A 16258-nucleotide genomic window follows, 5' to 3' on the forward strand; every position below is an offset into this window, starting at 1 on the left:
AATGACCCATGCGGAAAAGACGCTCGAAGTCGCCGAACTGTACCTGTCGCGCCAGCCGATCCATGCACTTAGTGCGTCTGGAGAGCCATTGTGGTCGCGCGGCCAGCTGCTACGCGCCTTCTGCGCTGGCCAGGTCGCCGTCATCGATGATGACGCCCCATCACCCGTTAATCGGTTGCCGGCGCCGGACGCCTGCCCCATCTGCGCCGAGCCGCTTGTCCCAGATGACATCTGTGCGACCGATATCGAGATGGGCATCTGCCATGCGGCATGCCTTGAAGGGTCACCCACAGTCGATCTTGATAGCGGCGAGGAGATCGACGGCGGCAAGGTCGATACCTATCGCTATGGCGACGATCCTTTGGCCGCCATGCTGAATGCACAGTGCCGTCGCGGCGACTGGATGCAGACGGTAACAGGCCGCCAGTTCTGGCCACTCGATCCGCGCGCCGACGATATCGACATCGAGGACATCGCCCACGCCCTGTCAATGATGTGCCGGTTTGGCGGACACTGCGATCGCTTCTACTCAGTAGCCGAGCATAGCGTACTTGTTAGCGAGAATGTTCCGCCCGATGACGCCCTATGGGCGCTGCTGCACGACGCTTCGGAGGCCTACATCGCCGATATCGTCCGGCCCGCCAAGCGGTTCATCGCTGGATACAAGGATCTGGAAGAGGGCATCATGTCTGCGGTCCGCATCCGATTTGGTCTTCCCAAAGAAGAGCCGGCCAGCGTGAAGCGAGCTGACAACGCGATCCTCGCCGACGAAGCCGCTCAGATCATGGGCACGAAGCCGAAGGATTGGATTTTGCCGGAGCCCCCGCTCGGTGTGCGCATCGTCGGTCTTTCGCCATGGCAGGCCAAGGCCGCTTTTCTCGCGCGATTCCAAGCGCTGACACAGGGGCGATGACCATGGACAGCAAGCAACTCCACATTCTGCAGCATACACTCGGCCTCGATCAGTACGCCCGAGGGACTTTTTACCGCAACCACTTTGTGACGGGCGAAGGCAGCAAAGACCACGATGACTGCATTGCGCTGGTTGAAGCTGGCTTCATGCGCGTCCGGAAAGATCATCCGCTCAGTGGTGGTGATCACGTATTCTGGGTGACCGACGCCGGAAAGATCGCAGTTGTCGAGAACAGCCCCGCACCGCCAAAAAAGCCGATCCTGTCTCGCGCCAAGCAGACTTATCAGGACTGGCTTGAACAAGACTGCTGCATGCCATTCATCGAGTACGCGAAGTGGAAATCTCGCCAGCGCGCGGAGGCTCGCCATCGATGAACCTTCGAATACTCAAAAAGCTTTCGAAACGAGCTATGCCATTGCTGCAGCAACTAGGCGAGGATCGAGAAATCTTTGCTGCTCGGCCATGGGACAACTACACCCATCTTCTCATCACCGACCGCAAGCATTGGGAGCGCGGCCCGTGCCATCCTAGCCACGAGCCGTTCAACCGCTTCGGCGCCGAATGCGCACGCGGGATGAAGTTCCTTACGAGGGAAGGACGATGGGTTGTGGTCAACCCGCCCCATCATCCGCGCAAGGGGACCCCGATGGTCGGATGTACGTCCGGATACTACGAACCGGAGTGGGAAGAAGAGACTGCTTGGGAAGCGCTCGACACCATCGTCCGTGATCACTTCACGGATTGGGACAAAATGGAGGAGGACGATCTGCCATTCGGTGGCGCTCTTTCTCGTGACCTATCCACTCCCTCGCTCATTTTCGCCGCCGCCAATGACATGATCGCCGAGAGGAAGGTAGCATGACCGACAAGCTCTTCGTCATCCGCAAGGGCGGGTACTACTACCGGCCCAACGCTCAGGGCTATACGGCTTCACTTCACGAAGCGGGGCGCTATCCGGAAGCGGAGGCCATCGCGCACATGGACGCCAGCGACCCAGGCGACATCACCATATTCCCGGCTCCGGCTGTTCCCCTGTCACTGACGTTGCCGAAAGACATTGCAGCGACAGCCGAAGTGATCGCGCTAGAACACATCGCCGGCGCTATGGACATGGATACCCCAGACGGCGGCGCGCACTTGGAACGCCTTGCCGTCGCCATCGCCACTGCCCTTGAGGCGGAACGGCTGCGCGCAAGCACCCCCGCGCCCATCCCACTTGTGATGGGTGGCGAACCCACTCCGTCTCGACCGGAGGCCTCCAGCACAACGACTGGCGCTCTTCCCCTGAGCTATGGGTCGCCACCCGCTGATTTAGCAGAACCCATGTCGCCCGCAAAGCTTGTGATGGGGCTTTCGATCGCCGAACTGCAGCGTGCCCACATCGAGCGGCAAGAGGAATGGTGCCCGGATCAGAAGCCGGACCTGTCTTTCCGTGGCAACGAACTCGGTGGCGAATGCGGCGAGGCGCAGAACGTCATCAAGAAGCTTGAGCGCGAACGGCACGGCTGGCGCGGGTCGCGCGATACCGTCGAGCACCTTGCCGAAGAGCTTGGCGATGTCATCCACTGCGCCGTTCTCTGCGCCATCACCGCTGGCATCGATCTGGAGCCGGCTGTCATCGCCAAATTCAACAGCACCAGCGAAAAGAACGGCCTCGCGACCATGCTCCGATCCGCTCTCTCCGCAGTGGAGGGCTCTGAGGGATGAGCACGATTGCCACGCGCCAGAACCATGCACCGAGTAAGCGAGAAGCACTCCACCCCTCCTCTCTCGGTGTAGCCAGCTTCGCGGATGAGAACACCCTTGGACAAAAGCGGACAGCGGTTGGCACAGCGTCCGACAAATCTGCTCAGGGTGGCGACCTAGAGAACAGGCCGGGATCAGATCGGGAAACTTACACGCGAGCGGCACCCCAACATTGCAGCCGGGCTGCCTGCCTATCATCCCGCTCGACAGGCGAGAACCTCAGCCATCGCAGACCAAATCGGCCTTGGCTTCGCGGGTTGAGCCTGGGCGGTCCGAAGCGCACGAAGTTCTTGCGCGCACGGGTCGCGGTCAACATTATAAATCACCCCGGCGATACCGAAGCAGACCAGACATATGAGTACGCACGTCCAAACGAAGTTTCGTCGCATGCGCTCTGTCCAGTTGTGTCGGCCTCCACTGTACGCCCTTGCGGCGAATTAACCACCCCTCCGCCCGCAGAGAATGTAGTGGCGTCTACTCCTCCCGTAGTCGATAGTATTCCTCGCGGCTTAGAGCAGCCTGAAGCACTGCATCAACGTGAGGGAGAAACAACCGCCACGCTGGCACACCCTCAATCCTGGTGTCTTCAGGAAGGTCACTCAATCGACATAGAGCGCGAGCAGCTAACTCGCGCGGGCTTTTCTTTTCCATGCGCTTCCTTCCTCCGGAACGGGGCTGAACGACCATATCAGATCCACGTCAGTCGAGAACAAACGCAGACTGTCGTTAGCACGGCGTCCGGGATATTCGCTCAGTGTACCGCAGTGGTGAACATGCCGGGACCAAATCGGGAAACATCTGAGGACGTTCGCCGTCAGTTCGTACTACTCATTAACGATGTGCTGGGGCCTGATGCATCAAAGGCCCACCGCAGGGCTGGCGATGGGCCTCTAGGCTCAAACAGGCAGGAGCCCATACCTCAACAGTCTGGCGACCAGTTTGTTCCGCCCGCTCAGATGGCGGCGGCGAGTTCACCAGAAGTAAGAGTCCTCATCAGCACATTTCTCGGGCGGCCACTCTTCTCTTACCTCGCGCCACCAAACAGGCGCAACTGCCGCCGCGTAAGCTTCAGGCTCGTGTCCAAAAGGTCGGCGTCGCGCGCGCCAGCGAAGGCGAACTCGCTCTGTAAACCGCTGACAGAATTCTTCTTCGGACATGTTCGAATGATATCACGGGCCAGCACTTTCCGCTACGGGCGGCCTGTGAGCCAACTGTGCTCCATCGCAAGGCGTGCCCTTGACCCGGTGCGTTTTTGGCTTGCCGCACCGTGCGCAGATACGAAGTCCAGAATACGGTTCGAGCTGGAAGTCGTGGCCATTTGCTGGTGGCCGTGTGTTTGCCTGCATTGGGCTGACGAGCACGGTCGCCGTCTTTTCAAGGCTTTCTCTCATCGGTTTAGGACCCCTAAGTCGGTGAGTACGTGGAGTAAGGTAGCGGCGGCGGCGCGGCCGACAAGCCTGCTAGAGACGTCTGCTTCCCCAGCGCCCATAAAGACGGAGAACGCCGATGCTTGACGTCATGATCGACATCGAGACCCTTGGAACTGCGCCAGGCAGCGTGATCGCCAGCATCGGAGCCGTTGAATTCGATGCTTCAAACGGAGAATTCGGCCGCCAACTTTATGTGATCGTCGACATCGAGAGCGCGCAGCGTGCGGGTCTCACGATGGACGCAGCAACCGTCAAATGGTGGCTGCAGCAGAGCGATGCGGCACGGGCGAATACGTTCGCCACCGGGCAGCATATCAACATGGCGCTTATAGACCTGCAATGCTTCATTGAGAACGCGGAGCCAACCCGGATCTGGGCGCACAGCCCATCGTTCGACCTGGTGCAATTGGATGCTGCCTATCGAAAGACCGATCTTCGCATTCCGTGGACGTTCCGTCAGCATCGCGACACTCGGACTTTGTTCGATCTGACTGGCGTCAAGATCCAGCCTAACGGCACTCATCATGACGCTCTGGATGACGCCAAGGCGCAGGCCCTTGCCGTGGTCGAAGCTTATCGCCTTCTCCCACCGCCCGTTTCGAGGGAGGGCGGCCAATGAGCCGCTTCCCCAACACCCGCATGGCGGTCGCTCGCCTCTTGGCCAATATGAGCATCTGCGCCCTTCCGACATCGGAACGCGTATGCATCGACGTCGCATCCTACTACTCGGACCTTCTTCGCATTCGAGCCCAGACGATCCGCGAGAAAGGACAGCACTGGCGCTTCGAAGGCGAACAACCGTCACCTGCTGCCGAGAGAGCGGAGGGTAGCGAATGAGCGCCGGAGGCTCGAACAGGCGTCGGAAGGCTCGCTATCGCAAAGGTTTTGACGACGCCATCCATCAAGCCGCCTCGATCGTTTTGGAGGCAATGGACCGACGCGCCGAGGCCGAGGACCGAACCGGCATGGAGGCCATGGCCATGCTCGTGCTCAGGATCAACCAGCTGCAGCCCACGGAGGATAGATGACCCAAGAAGCAATCGGGCCATTGGGCCATATCTATACGCTTCAGGAGGCCGCAGCTCGCCTCCGGATGACCACGCGTACCGTCGCCAAGGTTGCCAGATCGGAAGGTTTATGCACCATGGCCGGCCGCGACTTCCTTTTCACTGACAGCGATATATTAGCCATTTGGGATTTCATGAGATGCCCCTCAAACTCATCCAGCGGCCCAGCTCCGAAAACTTCTACATCCGTGGCACGGTCAGGGGAAAAAGCGTTTTCGAATCTACTGGCACGAGCGACCGAAAAATCGCAGAGGAAATCCGCATCAAAGCGGAGGCACGTCTCTTAGACGAAAGCGTCCATGGCAAGCGTGCGCTGGTTACCTTCGACGAAGCTGCCGACTCCTATCTCGAGTCGGGCGGCTCGGAGAAATACCTGATCAAGGTGTCAAAGGACGGAAAGGTGTCCGGCGTCGCGGCTCACTTCCGGGGCAAGCTTCTGAAGGATCTGGGGCAGAGCGACCTAGATGCAGCCGGACGTATTCTCTATCCCACGGCAAACTCTGACACCCGCAACCGCCAGTGCTACACGCCATTCATCGCCGTCTGGAACCACGCGGTGGTCAATCAGTGGGCAGAGCCCCGGCAGTGGCGCCGACCGAGGAAGCCAAAGGGCACAAACGTGACCGTGCTAAAGCGGCCGCGCGCGGGAACGCGGCCGACATCATATGATCGAGCAGCAACGTTCGTTGCCGCGATGACGCCAGCTGCAGCACAGATCATGACCGTGCTTTTCTACACCGGCATGCGTCCGATCGAGTTATTCACGCTCGAAGATCATCAGGTAGATATCGCCGGACGATGGATCAGTCTTGATGCGTCCAAAACTGGAGAGCCGAGGGGCGTGCCTATGCATGAATTCCTTGTCCCGCTGTTCACCTCGCTCATGACACGCGGCGGCACCCTCTTTCGGTCATACAAGGGTGAGCCTTACCCCCCGTCCGACGAGTTTGGCGGCCAGATATCGACGGCCATCAACGGCGCGCGTCGCCGCCTGGCAAAGAAGAAGATCGAGATCGCTGACATCTCGGCATATACGGGACGTCACACTGCCTCGACGCAATTGGTGGTGAACGGCATCCATCCCTACGTCAAAGATCAGATCCTTGGCCATGCTGCGGACGACATGAGCCGTCGATACACCAATGTTCCCCAGAAGCCTCTTATTGACGCGATCAACACACTGCCAGTCCCCCAGGCGTGGCGTGATCTCCACTGGTGGAGCGACCCACTTTACTGGTCGCGACGCCTTCTGATGACGAAGGCAGAAGCCGCTAACGCCGCTAGAACGGCGTAACGCGATTATGTGCAAAATCCGTGCAGGACAAAATCTGAATGCTGAATTTGTTAGGCTGGCCTATACCTTACGCAGACTCAAGCAAACCCTTGGTAAGGGTGAGGTCGGTGGTTCAATCCCACTCGGCAGCACCAGTTTTCTCCCCAGGCAAACTTAAGACACTCGGCCAGCAGCGTTTGCGCCCGTTGAGATGCACCGAAAATCGCGTTGCCCGCGCCTTTATCCCCAAGAGACTGCAGTTTCCCCGCAACGGTCGGCTGCAAAGCACGGCCAGCAGACGAAAAGGCGAACCCTGATCCTGTGAGATCGTCGCTCGTTGTAGTAGGAGAGAGAGCATAGACCGCTGGGGAAATCCTATGATGAAAGTACTGCTGGCAACCGCACTTGCTGTCATGATTTCGGGATATGCAGAGACCGCGCAGTCCGCCGTGTCGGGCGACTTCGGCCCCGAGACGCTAAAGCTGATCAACTCCTATCGGACAAGCCGCGGACTTTCGCGCCTCGCCGAGAATCGCACGGTGAAAGCACTCGCCCTACAGCACAGCCGCGAACAGGCCGCTCATGGAAGCATGAACCATGATGGCTTTCGCCAGAGATTGGCGCAGGCCAAGGCTGCCGGGTTGACTGGCGTCTGTTCGGAAAACGTCGGCTTCGGACATCAGAGTGCGCAGCAGCTTTTTTCCCGTTGGCGAATTTCGCCGGGGCATAACGCAAACATGCTTCAACCCAACATGCGATACGGCGCGGTCGTCGTCGTTGGCGGGTATTCGACGTTCTTCGTCTGCAGATAGCGGCTCGACAGCGAAAGACGTCGTTGGCGCGCTCTAGGCCGGCTGCTGGGATCTGATCTTGATCCGCGACATCAGCCATTTTCGCGACGGGCGGTCGTATGCCCGGCTCAAAGCCAAGCTTAAGGCAAACATTCCTGCGACGAATGTTACCATCGCCAGATCGTCATTGATCCCCAGTTTGTGCACCACCGGCACGAACACGAACAACAGCGGGTAGTGCAGGATATACATCGGATACGAGATCTCGCCAAAGATGGACGCCGTTTTTTCCAGGTAGCGCGGGACCTCATATCTGGTGCCGAGAACGACAATCGCCGGCGCAACGAGTATCGCGATCGTCAGATCGAACGGAAGCTGGCCCGGCCACGAGCTGAGCGACATCACGCATATCAGAATAGCCACCGGAACCAGCGACGCGAGGGAGTTCACTTTGCTCCACTGCGCCATTCGGCTGATGATCATGCCAAGGGGAAATGCAAAGAGGATGCGGAACATCCCACCCGTCAGGCTGCCCCAATCCCACCCGACGTTCAAACCGCCGACGGCCGTGCTGCTTGATATGAAGCCGATGGCTGAAACGAGCACGACCGCCAGGAGCGAACGCAACGCCAGCCGAACAAGGACGATCGCGAATAGAACGTTGACCCAAAACTCCAGAAACAGGGACCACGCCGGGCCGTTTAGCGGAAATATAACGGATTCGCTGACGGGAGATGGAAGAAACAACGCATTGAACATCAGCGAACCGACCGGGTTCAAAAGCCCATCGTGACTTCCGATCCAGACAGCGCCGAGCGCTTTTGCGAAGCCGAGCGCGAGACCAAGGATGAAGAGTGGATAGAGCCGGCAGAAACGCTCGGTCATGAATTGGAAAGACGACAACCCCGCACCGAAACGCGCCGAGTAGGTTCGGTCGATAACAAAGCCGCTCAAGACGAAGAAGAAATCGACCGCGATGAAGCCATGTTCAGCCAGATTGGGCTGGCCGGTTGAGCCGTAGTGATAGACGACGACCAATATGGCCGCAACGCCGCGCATCCAGTCCAGATTGTAGTACCGATCAAGATTCTTCGACAAATCCAACCCCGTCGGCCACCGAGCTCAATCAGCACGCGGGTCAATTCTGTTCGCGTGCTGAACACCCCATGACATCGAGCAAAAATACAAAACTCCCCACAGGCGTTAAACTTAGACAAATGGACTACAGCAGGATGGCCTTTGGCGCGTGCTGGTGTCGCCATCTCGAAAGAATTGATGACGAGTGTGGAACCGCATCGGTGATCTCGCGTTGTCGATGCAGATAGCGCCTGACTCTGGTCGCTCTCAAGGCGCAGCCCTTCCAAAACGCTGACTTGAAACGCCCGCAGCGGGCGTGGCGTCCCCGTTTGGTGTTCTCCAAGGAGGAGGATATGCCATGTCCCGCAGAACCTACAGCCGTCACGAGCAGCCCCTTCATTCCAGTGACCTCAGGATTTGCCATAAGGTCTTCCAGGCAGTTTGCGGCGATCTCGGCGTCGAAGTCTCCGCGGAGGAAAGCGACCGAATAGCCGCCATCACCGTCGAACTCTATCAACAGGGCGTCAGGGACGAGCAACAATTGCGCATTCTCGTGGATGCGGCGCGCGGGATTACCTTTGCGCTTGGAACAGACAAGGGTGCGTAGGCGTTCTGAAAGATCCGGATAACAACTGCCCCGCCGACACCGCGGGGCCTTTTTCCGCCGTAGGCTGAGATTGAGCTGAGGCATCGCGATGAGCATTGAAAACCACACGAGTGCGCCGGGCGCCAATATTCATGTCGAGCATTTCTGCGACCATGTGGATGCCAACGGGCTGCGCTGCCGAGAATGGGGATGCTACGGCTACGAGGATCGAGAGGCGGTCACGCATTGGTATTGCCCGAAACACCAGCCGTTGGACTATCGCGGCTTGCCGGCTCATGGGGCGAGGCTGCAATGATCGCCGCAGTGTCGATCAGCTTTCCGGAGGATTTCAGGCTGCATCCGAAAGCAGATGTTTTCTCGTTTGCGGGTTTCTGATTTATCACTAAAATACATCTGCATGCCGCTTCGCGGGAGGGCCGAGCGGATGCGACGTACAAGGGAGGAATTTGCCGATGGCCAATGAAAAATGGAATGAGCCGATCCTCGTAGGTTTCGAAACCACTGACGACGCCCGCACAGTCTCCGGTCCGCTCGATGCGCTGAAATGCCTTTCGGATCTCTGGCCGAACGCGCGCGGCCTTCGTTATCTCAAGGCAAGAAGCACGTGCCGTGCAGCCCTCGACGGGCGCAAGAGCCTAGAGGAAGCCCGCGCCGAATTCGTCGCGGCCGCGGAGGAAGCCAAACTCAGCATCCATTGAGCTCGTTTTTCGGGAAAAGTGTACCGAAACAAGGCGATAGTTTATTTTTGCTTAACCCTCGACGGAGCTCGCCGTGGGCGCGCGGCGAAAGTCGTTGTCACGCCAGCCTGTATCTCAATAGAACAGCGTCAGCCATCATGATGATGGTCAGAGGCTCGTCACCCTCTGCTCTAAAAAGCAGACGAGCCTCGTCGGTTTTACCGCGGAAACCAAGGACTTAGTTGAAGTTCGGTTGTAGCCGGTCGCGAAACTCCGGAATTTTGTCACTTCGATCCGGAATTTCTGCATTTTGTTCCTGGCCATCTACGCCCGGCGCGGGGACGCTTAACGTCCTCTTAAAGCGCCCTCAAACTGTGTTACGGCCTTTGCTGCGTTCGGACCGATCAGGTCATTCGATGGTTCTCCCGCCTAGTTCTTTGCCTAATACGCATTGGCGACTGAATGGCCTCAGGAAAACTATCGGTTGACTTTCGGTGCAAAGCCTCTATTTTCGGTTTTATCGATCTTTTGCTTGCCGAGCTTTGTCTACCGCGCGATTGGCACCGCGCTCTATTCGAACCTTCTCTTTCAAAAATAGTCGTATCACCGTCCGCGAAGCATCGCTTCCGCGGTCCCTCACTCTATGCTTTGAAAGGGTTCATCATGACCACAGGCACAGTAAAATGGTTCAATTCCACCAAGGGCTTCGGCTTCATTCAGCCAGATAACGGCGGCGCTGATGCGTTCGTCCATATCTCCGCCGTCGAGCGTGCAGGAATGCGCGAAATCGTCGAAGGTCAGAAGATCGGCTACGATCTCGAGCGCGACGCCAAGTCCGGCAAGATGTCTGCCTGCAACCTGCAGGCCGCATAATTGAACGTGCGGTCCCATGACCACGGATGTACTGGCAATGGGATAGCGCGTTTGAAGGGCCGGGCAATGTTGTCCGGCCTTTTCGCCTTCTAGCCCCGAAACCCAAGGAGGTTTCATGACCCAGAGCAAATCCAGGGAGCAGGCCGAAATCGCATTCGACCGCGTCCAATCCCAGTTCTTCGCACGCGGCCGAGCCGTCGCGGAACTTCAGACCGAAGAACAGGCGCGACAGGCTAAGACTCAACGGCTTCGAGAAGCACGGCTTGCTCGTGACGAGGCAAGGGATCAAACTCGCTGAATCAGCTTCGGTCGCGAGTAGAGTGACGTGATGCCTCCAGAGGTACAAGAACGAGAAAAAGTCCGGTGACGCGCGCACCGCCAAAGAACGCGAGTTCACTGGCCGATCGTAACAATCGATGAACGCATGCCAGTCAAGGTTCTCGATGATCACGCCCGCGAGGCGCTCGTGAACGTCCTCGAGCGGGGGCGCGAGGCGGGTCAGATTGAGCCGCGCCGCTGTGCTGGACGCCATAGTTCTAACCGGAAACTTTTCCGTCGAAGGCAAGCTTTTGCACGTAGATGAAACGCGCTGCGCGCTTGCCCCTGCGCCGCCGGATATCCTTGGTAAACACCGTTTAACGTCTCAGCAGCCGGACGCAGTGCCTTCTACTTCCAGATAGCCAACGCCGATGATCGTTCCGTCGAGAGCGCGGATAAACGACGGCACGAAATGGGTGCTCGTCTGCGTGCACTCTGTTGCTCCCGCGTATTGGACCAACAAAACGTCGTCCTGCCGCAGCGCCGAATAGTCGCCGCTGAACTCCAGCGACGCGGATGCAGGTAGAACAAAAGCACCCATGGCCAATGCAAATGCGGGCATTCCCAATCGAAGAAGGCGTTTCATCTGCTTCTCCTGCGTTTTGATCGCAGTGTTAACTAGCGGATGCCAAGTTTAGTTCCACCGGTTTGCTACTACTTTCGAGTGGCCGAAGTATCTGCATTTTAGATGATGTTAACATAATCATACCGGAGGACCCGGCGTCAGTGACCGGCCGCCTCATCACCCGTGCAGCATTGCGCCTCCTGGCTCCCGGAGCTGGTCGATTTCGGCGATAGTTGTGGCTGGCGTGACCTTCGCCTCTTGGCGCGCTGCCGATCTCGCGCCATATAAATGGTTGAACTGGCTGGGATCTTGGCAATGACGAATTTTATACTGGCAATGGTGTCGACTGCTGCGCTCGTGGGGTGCGCCACGGCCGAGACGGCGGAGGTGAAACCCATCCCCGGCAGCATCACCTACAATGGACAGCCACGCACCAAGCTGACGAAATCGCCACCCGGCAGCGTCATCTACAACTCGCTCTACGATTCCTCGGGAACGAAGATGCTTGAGACCTACATTCTGCAGCCGGATCGCACGCTGAAGCTCACGCGTCGTGACGTCATTCCGGACTATCCGATGTAGGCCAGGCCCGCATGGTCCGGGTCAGGCATGCGCGCCTGAGAACGTCAGTGGCGGTTCGGCCGGCCTCAAGAAGGCATCGATCGAGGAGGCTCCGACGGCCTCAAGCGTGGACGGAAGCCATTTCGGATCCCGGTCCTTATCGATGATCGCGGCGCGAATTCCTTCGTAGAAATCAGGCGATTTCAATATCTGCAAACAGGCACCGAGCTCACGGGCAAGGCATTCGGCCAGATTGCGGCTTTGCCCGCCCAGCCGGAGCAGACGCAACGTCAATTTGAGGCTGGTGGGCGAGCGCGTGTGCAGCGTACGCAATGTCTCCTCGGCGAAATCGCCGTCTTCTGCCTTGAGCGCAGCGATGATCTCTTCCATCTTGCCGAACCGGAAGGTGCGGTGGATCAGGTCTGCGTTCCGGCGCAGCGGCCCCATGCCGGGATCCGAGGACAGATTCTTGAGCACGGCATCAACGTCCCGGGGACCGGCGCCGCGCGGCAACTCGGCAAGCGTATCGACAAGCTCGGTCAGCTGGAACGACGCAATCTGGAAATCGGCAAGCCCCGCTCGAATGACATCCGCCGGCACGACATTCGAGCCGGTCAAACCCATCCATATGCCCGTTTCACCAGGCGCACGCGGGAGCAACCAGGTGGCCCCGACATCAGGAAAGTAGCCTATGCCGGCTTCCGGCATGGCAAAGCGTGTTCGCTCGGTCACGACGCGATGGCTCGCATGCGAGGACAGGCCAACGCCACCACCCATGGTGATCCCGTCCATTAACGCGACATAGGGCTTCGGATAGGTCGAGATGCGGTGGTTGAGGCGGAACTCCTCGCGCCAGAAAGTCTCGGCAAGATCGGTGCCGCCACGGCCGCTCTCGTGCAGCACGCGGATATCGCCGCCGGCACAGAAGCCACGCTCTCCCTCTCCCATGACTATGACGGTGGCAATACCGGGGTCTGCGGCGAACTCGTCGAGTGCTGCGCTGACCATCCTGACCATGTCGAGAGTGAGACTATTCAACGCGCGCGGTCTGTTCAGGCGAATGATGCCGGCGGAGGCGTGGCGTTCGAGGATGACGTCGCGCTGCTCGATACCATCCTGCATTCCTGTCTCCCTGCCACCTGTATGTGACGCCGTTCTGCTCCTGGAATCAGGCGTACAGCGGCTGTTGCGTCATTGCGAATTTATCGCGTTCGATCGCATAGTCTATGGCTGCGGAGAGGGGTAATGACCGAGAAAAATAATAGCCTTGCGCAAGGCGCACGCCCATGGATCGCAGCCCCTCGGCGACCTCCCCGCTTTCTACGCCTTCCGCTACCGACGCAATGCCGAGATTCTGGCAGAGATTCGCAACCGAACGCGTGATGTTCAGGCAACGCGTGTCGCGATCGAGATTCATCACGAAGCTCTTGTCGATCTTCAGCTTGTCGAAGGCCAGCCGATGAACGTGACTGAGGCTGGAGTAGCCCGTGCCGAAATCATCCAACGCGATGGTGACGCCAGCGGCGCGAAACAGATTGACGACGCGGTCGGCCGTGGCGAAATCCGACAGCAGGGCCGTTTCCGTGATCTCGAACTCGATGCGCCGAGCGTCCACCCCCGAGCGGTGGATCATGGCCAACAACGTCATTGCGGTCTCATGATCGCAAATGTCCCGCGCCGAGAGATTGAACGACAGACGCAGGCGGGACGGCATCAAGGAAAGCGCGTCGAGTGCCTGTCCCAGCAGAACACGCGTCATTCGGCCGATAAGAGCCGTGCGCTCCGCTGCAGGAATGAAGGCGGCGGGGCTGATCCGGCCAAACCGGGCGCTGTCCCAGCGCGCCAGAGCCTCGTAACCCACGACAACACCCGTCTTGAGCTCGATGATCGGCTGGTATTCCAACGACAACTCATCCGCGAAGTTGCCCGCCTGCAATTCCAGTTCGATCATGTGCCGCTGCGACAGGATCGTCTCATGCTCCGGCGAGAAGAATTCGACGCCGCCATTGTGTTTGCTTTTCACCTGATAGAGCGCGAAATCGGCCTTCTCGTAGAGTTCTTCAGCCGTATGGCCACCGGAGGCCAGCTGGACGATGCCGCAGGAACCGGACACTCGAACCGATCCGTCCGGAATCTCGAACGGTTCGCGGACCGCGCTGCAGAGCGCGTGGGCGACATCGGCGATCGTCGAAACGGCAAGGTCATCCGGGAATATGATGCCGAATTCGTCCCCGCCCAATCGGGCGACGACACCGTCATCGCCAATCAGAGCCATGAAACGACGCGCGGTTTCCTTGAGAACGAGATCACCCGCCGCATGGCCGAAGACGTCATTGACAGGCTTGAAACCATCAAGGTCGATGATCCCCAGGACAGGCGGCGCATCCGATCCGGCCCGCAGCCGTTCTTCGAGCGACAGGAAGAAGCTGCGGCGATTGGCAAGGCCGGTCAGCTGGTCGTGCAGCGCGTTGCGGCTGTTTACAAGGTTGAGTTCCTGCGCTTCGGCCTGCTTCTTCTGCAGTTCCTCCGTCAGCCGCACGAGACGCACGAAATTCTGGTAGTAGCTGTTGATAACCCGCAGGAACGGCACGACAAGGAAAGCGCCACTCGTCGCCGTGGCAACGAACACCGGATTGCCGGAGAACATGAACGTGACGATCATCGTCCCGAACGTGATGACCGTGGTCAGTGCCGCCGCCAGTGGCAGATGCATGAGGCAGAATACCGAGGAAATACCGGTGACCACCAGGAAATAGGCGATCTGTCCCTGCTGGTAGGCATTGCCATACTGATAGAGAGCAACCGCCCAGGCACCGAAGGCGCAGGTCAGGACGGCGGCTGCGACCACAGTAATGCGCATGAGCGTCATCGCCCGCTCAGCAGTCACCTCGTCCCTGCCGTGAATTTCCCACCAGCAAAGCCTGAGCAGGCAGGTAACGGACAGGCCGATCGGGATGTAGAGCGACAGCCAGACAGGGGCCGTCCCGATATGGGTTATCGCGACGGCGAGCGCGTTGATGATCAGAAGCACGTAGAGAATAGGGATCTGCGACGCGAGAGCCTTATACTGCGACTTGAGGAAGTCCGGATCATCCTTTTGCAGACGGAGCGACGCGAGAAAGCTGTTCATGATTTCCTTTTCCCCTGGCCCATGCCAGCCAGAGAAAGCTTGATTATTTCCTACTCACGTAGCGTCAGATCGGCTGCCGACCGGACGCATGGTAAATGCTGCGTTAGAAGCCCGCCGCAGCAAGCGCCCGATGAACGCTCTGCAGGTCGTCCACGCTCCTGTTCATCAGCAAAAGTTCCCAATCCAGCGCGCTACGGACAATCGTTTCCAGGGAATCGTATTGCGGCTTCCAATCCAGCACGCGGTGCGCAAGCGTCGAATCGGCGACGACGCTTGCCGCATCGCCGGGGCGTCGCGGCGCCATGTGGATCTTGAAAGACTGGCCGTGCAGGCGGGTGACCATGTTCAGCACGTCGAGAACGGAGTAGCCGGCCCCGTAGCCGCAATTCGCAACGAGCGAGCCGCGCCCACGACGCAGGTGCTGCAGGGCCTTCAGATGTGCTGCCGCGAGATCGCTGACATGGATGTAGTCGCGCACACCCGTCCCGTCATGCGTGGGATAATCGATACCGTAGACATGCACGCTGTCGCGCCGCCCAAGGGCGGCTTCGCAGGCAACCTTGATCAGGTGCGTGGCGCCTGCGGTCGACTGGCCAGCACGACCCTCAGGGTCCGCACCGGCAACGTTGAAATAGCGAAGTGCGACATAGTCGAAGTCATAGGCAGCGGCGGCGTCGCGCAACATGAACTCAGTCATCAGCTTCGACTGGCCATAAGGATTCTCGGGATTGAGAGACGCGTCCTCCTTCACGGGAGCGGATGTCTTCTGGGGGCCGTAGACGGCAGCTGTCGACGAAAAGACGAAGTGGCGAACGCCAGCCTCGATCGCGGCGCTCATCAGCTCGCGCGTCTTGCCCGAATTGTTGTCGTAGTAGGAGAGTGGATCCGCGACGGATGCCGGCACAACGGCCGATCCCGCGAAATGGATAATGGCTTCGATATCGTTTTCAATGAAGATGGTCTTGAGAATCCGGCGGTCCGCGACGTCACCGAGATAGAAGCGCGCCTGGGGAGCAACGGCCCAGCGGAAACCTGTCGACAGACGGTCGAGAACGACGACTTCCTCGCCGGCGTCCAGTAGCGTCCACACCATATGGCTGCCGATGTATCCGGCGCCGCCGGTGACCAAAATTGCCATCGCCTACATTCCCTGCCTTCATTGCACGGATGCAATTGACGCCAGTTTCCTTTCCGATTTTCTTATCAGAAGAGCGCCGGACGGCTTTGAGG

The 16258-nt window shown here is 58.9% G+C and carries 20 protein-coding genes and 1 pseudogene; 15 read left to right on the forward strand and 6 right to left on the reverse strand.

Annotation, left to right across the window (positions count from 1 at the left end):
- The first annotated feature begins 1 nt into the window (after nucleotide 1).
- From QTL94_RS01975 to QTL94_RS02015, 9 genes are all read left to right on the forward strand, one after another.
- Nucleotides 2–913, forward strand: a complete 912-nt coding sequence (locus QTL94_RS01975; protein ID WP_289800414.1) for a hypothetical protein — start codon at nucleotides 2–4, stop codon at nucleotides 911–913.
- A gap of 2 nt (nucleotides 914–915) precedes the next feature.
- A complete protein-coding gene (locus tag QTL94_RS01980) occupies nucleotides 916–1287 on the forward strand; it encodes a hypothetical protein (protein ID WP_289800415.1) in 372 nt (123 codons plus the stop codon).
- 35 nt (nucleotides 1288–1322) lie between these two features.
- On the forward strand, nucleotides 1323–1775 hold the full coding sequence (locus QTL94_RS01985; RefSeq protein WP_289800416.1) for a hypothetical protein: 453 nt from the start codon (nucleotides 1323–1325) through the stop codon (nucleotides 1773–1775).
- A complete protein-coding gene (locus QTL94_RS01990) occupies nucleotides 1772–2620 on the forward strand; it encodes a nucleoside triphosphate pyrophosphohydrolase family protein (RefSeq protein WP_289800417.1) in 849 nt (282 codons plus the stop codon). The genes QTL94_RS01985 and QTL94_RS01990 overlap by 4 nt, the downstream gene beginning before the upstream one ends.
- Nucleotides 2621–4177: 1557 nt before the next feature.
- Nucleotides 4178–4708 carry a 3'-5' exonuclease gene (locus QTL94_RS01995; protein WP_289800418.1) on the forward strand — a complete coding sequence of 177 codons (531 nt, stop codon included), beginning with the start codon at nucleotides 4178–4180 and terminating at the stop codon, nucleotides 4706–4708.
- A complete protein-coding gene (locus QTL94_RS02000; protein ID WP_289800419.1) occupies nucleotides 4705–4926 on the forward strand; it encodes a hypothetical protein in 222 nt (73 codons plus the stop codon). The genes QTL94_RS01995 and QTL94_RS02000 overlap by 4 nt, the downstream gene beginning before the upstream one ends.
- Complete coding sequence (locus tag QTL94_RS02005; protein ID WP_289800420.1) at nucleotides 4923–5117, forward strand: hypothetical protein; 195 nt, start codon at nucleotides 4923–4925, stop codon at nucleotides 5115–5117. Before QTL94_RS02000 ends, QTL94_RS02005 begins: the two co-directional genes overlap by 4 nt.
- A gap of 178 nt (nucleotides 5118–5295) precedes the next feature.
- Nucleotides 5296–6450, forward strand: a complete 1155-nt coding sequence (locus QTL94_RS02010) for a site-specific integrase (protein ID WP_289800421.1) — start codon at nucleotides 5296–5298, stop codon at nucleotides 6448–6450.
- 356 nt (nucleotides 6451–6806) lie between these two features.
- Nucleotides 6807–7241: a CAP domain-containing protein gene (locus QTL94_RS02015; protein ID WP_244499405.1), complete on the forward strand. Its 435-nt coding sequence runs from the start codon at nucleotides 6807–6809 to the stop codon at nucleotides 7239–7241.
- A 33-nt stretch (nucleotides 7242–7274) separates the two neighbouring features.
- Here QTL94_RS02015 and QTL94_RS02020 read toward each other — a convergent pair whose 3' ends face one another.
- Complete coding sequence (locus QTL94_RS02020; protein WP_289800422.1) at nucleotides 7275–8318, reverse strand: acyltransferase family protein; 1044 nt, start codon at nucleotides 8316–8318, stop codon at nucleotides 7275–7277.
- 337 nt (nucleotides 8319–8655) lie between these two features.
- On the opposite strand from QTL94_RS02020, the gene QTL94_RS02025 reads away from it, so the two are divergent.
- The 5 genes from QTL94_RS02025 (at nucleotide 8656) to QTL94_RS02045 (ending at nucleotide 10752) form a co-directional block, all read left to right on the forward strand.
- Complete coding sequence (locus QTL94_RS02025; protein WP_065689445.1) at nucleotides 8656–8904, forward strand: hypothetical protein; 249 nt, start codon at nucleotides 8656–8658, stop codon at nucleotides 8902–8904.
- A gap of 88 nt (nucleotides 8905–8992) precedes the next feature.
- A complete protein-coding gene (locus tag QTL94_RS02030; protein WP_113520252.1) occupies nucleotides 8993–9199 on the forward strand; it encodes a hypothetical protein in 207 nt (68 codons plus the stop codon).
- Nucleotides 9200–9356: 157 nt separating this feature from the next.
- Nucleotides 9357–9602: a DUF982 domain-containing protein gene (locus tag QTL94_RS02035; RefSeq protein ID WP_065689444.1), complete on the forward strand. Its 246-nt coding sequence runs from the start codon at nucleotides 9357–9359 to the stop codon at nucleotides 9600–9602.
- 642 nt (nucleotides 9603–10244) lie between these two features.
- The gene (locus QTL94_RS02040) at nucleotides 10245–10454 is read left to right on the forward strand and encodes a cold-shock protein (RefSeq protein WP_047514662.1); all 210 of its coding nucleotides are present in this window, start codon (nucleotides 10245–10247) and stop codon (nucleotides 10452–10454) included.
- Between the two features lie 115 nt (nucleotides 10455–10569).
- Nucleotides 10570–10752, forward strand: a complete 183-nt coding sequence (locus tag QTL94_RS02045; RefSeq protein ID WP_289800423.1) for a hypothetical protein — start codon at nucleotides 10570–10572, stop codon at nucleotides 10750–10752.
- A gap of 99 nt (nucleotides 10753–10851) precedes the next feature.
- Here the strand turns inward: QTL94_RS02045 and QTL94_RS02050 are convergent.
- Nucleotides 10852–11053: pseudogene (locus tag QTL94_RS02050) on the reverse strand (DNA adenine methylase); the annotation flags it as partial.
- Between the two features lie 44 nt (nucleotides 11054–11097).
- Complete coding sequence (locus tag QTL94_RS02055) at nucleotides 11098–11358, reverse strand: hypothetical protein (protein ID WP_113520253.1); 261 nt, start codon at nucleotides 11356–11358, stop codon at nucleotides 11098–11100.
- A 315-nt stretch (nucleotides 11359–11673) separates the two neighbouring features.
- Between QTL94_RS02055 and QTL94_RS02060 the strand changes: the two genes are divergently transcribed.
- Complete coding sequence (locus QTL94_RS02060) at nucleotides 11674–11919, forward strand: hypothetical protein (protein WP_289800762.1); 246 nt, start codon at nucleotides 11674–11676, stop codon at nucleotides 11917–11919.
- Between the two features lie 21 nt (nucleotides 11920–11940).
- Here QTL94_RS02060 and QTL94_RS02065 read toward each other — a convergent pair whose 3' ends face one another.
- From QTL94_RS02065 to galE, 3 genes are all read right to left on the reverse strand, one after another.
- The gene (locus tag QTL94_RS02065) at nucleotides 11941–13020 is read right to left on the reverse strand and encodes an enoyl-CoA hydratase/isomerase family protein (RefSeq protein WP_289800424.1); all 1080 of its coding nucleotides are present in this window, start codon (nucleotides 13018–13020) and stop codon (nucleotides 11941–11943) included.
- Nucleotides 13021–13066: 46 nt separating this feature from the next.
- Nucleotides 13067–15028 (reverse strand): putative bifunctional diguanylate cyclase/phosphodiesterase, encoded by a 1962-nt coding sequence (locus QTL94_RS02070; RefSeq protein ID WP_289800425.1) that lies wholly within the window; start codon nucleotides 15026–15028, stop codon nucleotides 13067–13069.
- Between the two features lie 103 nt (nucleotides 15029–15131).
- A complete protein-coding gene (gene galE, locus QTL94_RS02075; RefSeq protein ID WP_289800426.1) occupies nucleotides 15132–16166 on the reverse strand; it encodes a UDP-glucose 4-epimerase GalE in 1035 nt (344 codons plus the stop codon).
- Nucleotides 16167–16258: the final 92 nt, after the last annotated feature.

It is taken from the genome of Rhizobium sp. S96 (assembly GCF_030382195.1).
GTDB lineage: Bacteria > Pseudomonadota > Alphaproteobacteria > Rhizobiales > Rhizobiaceae > Rhizobium.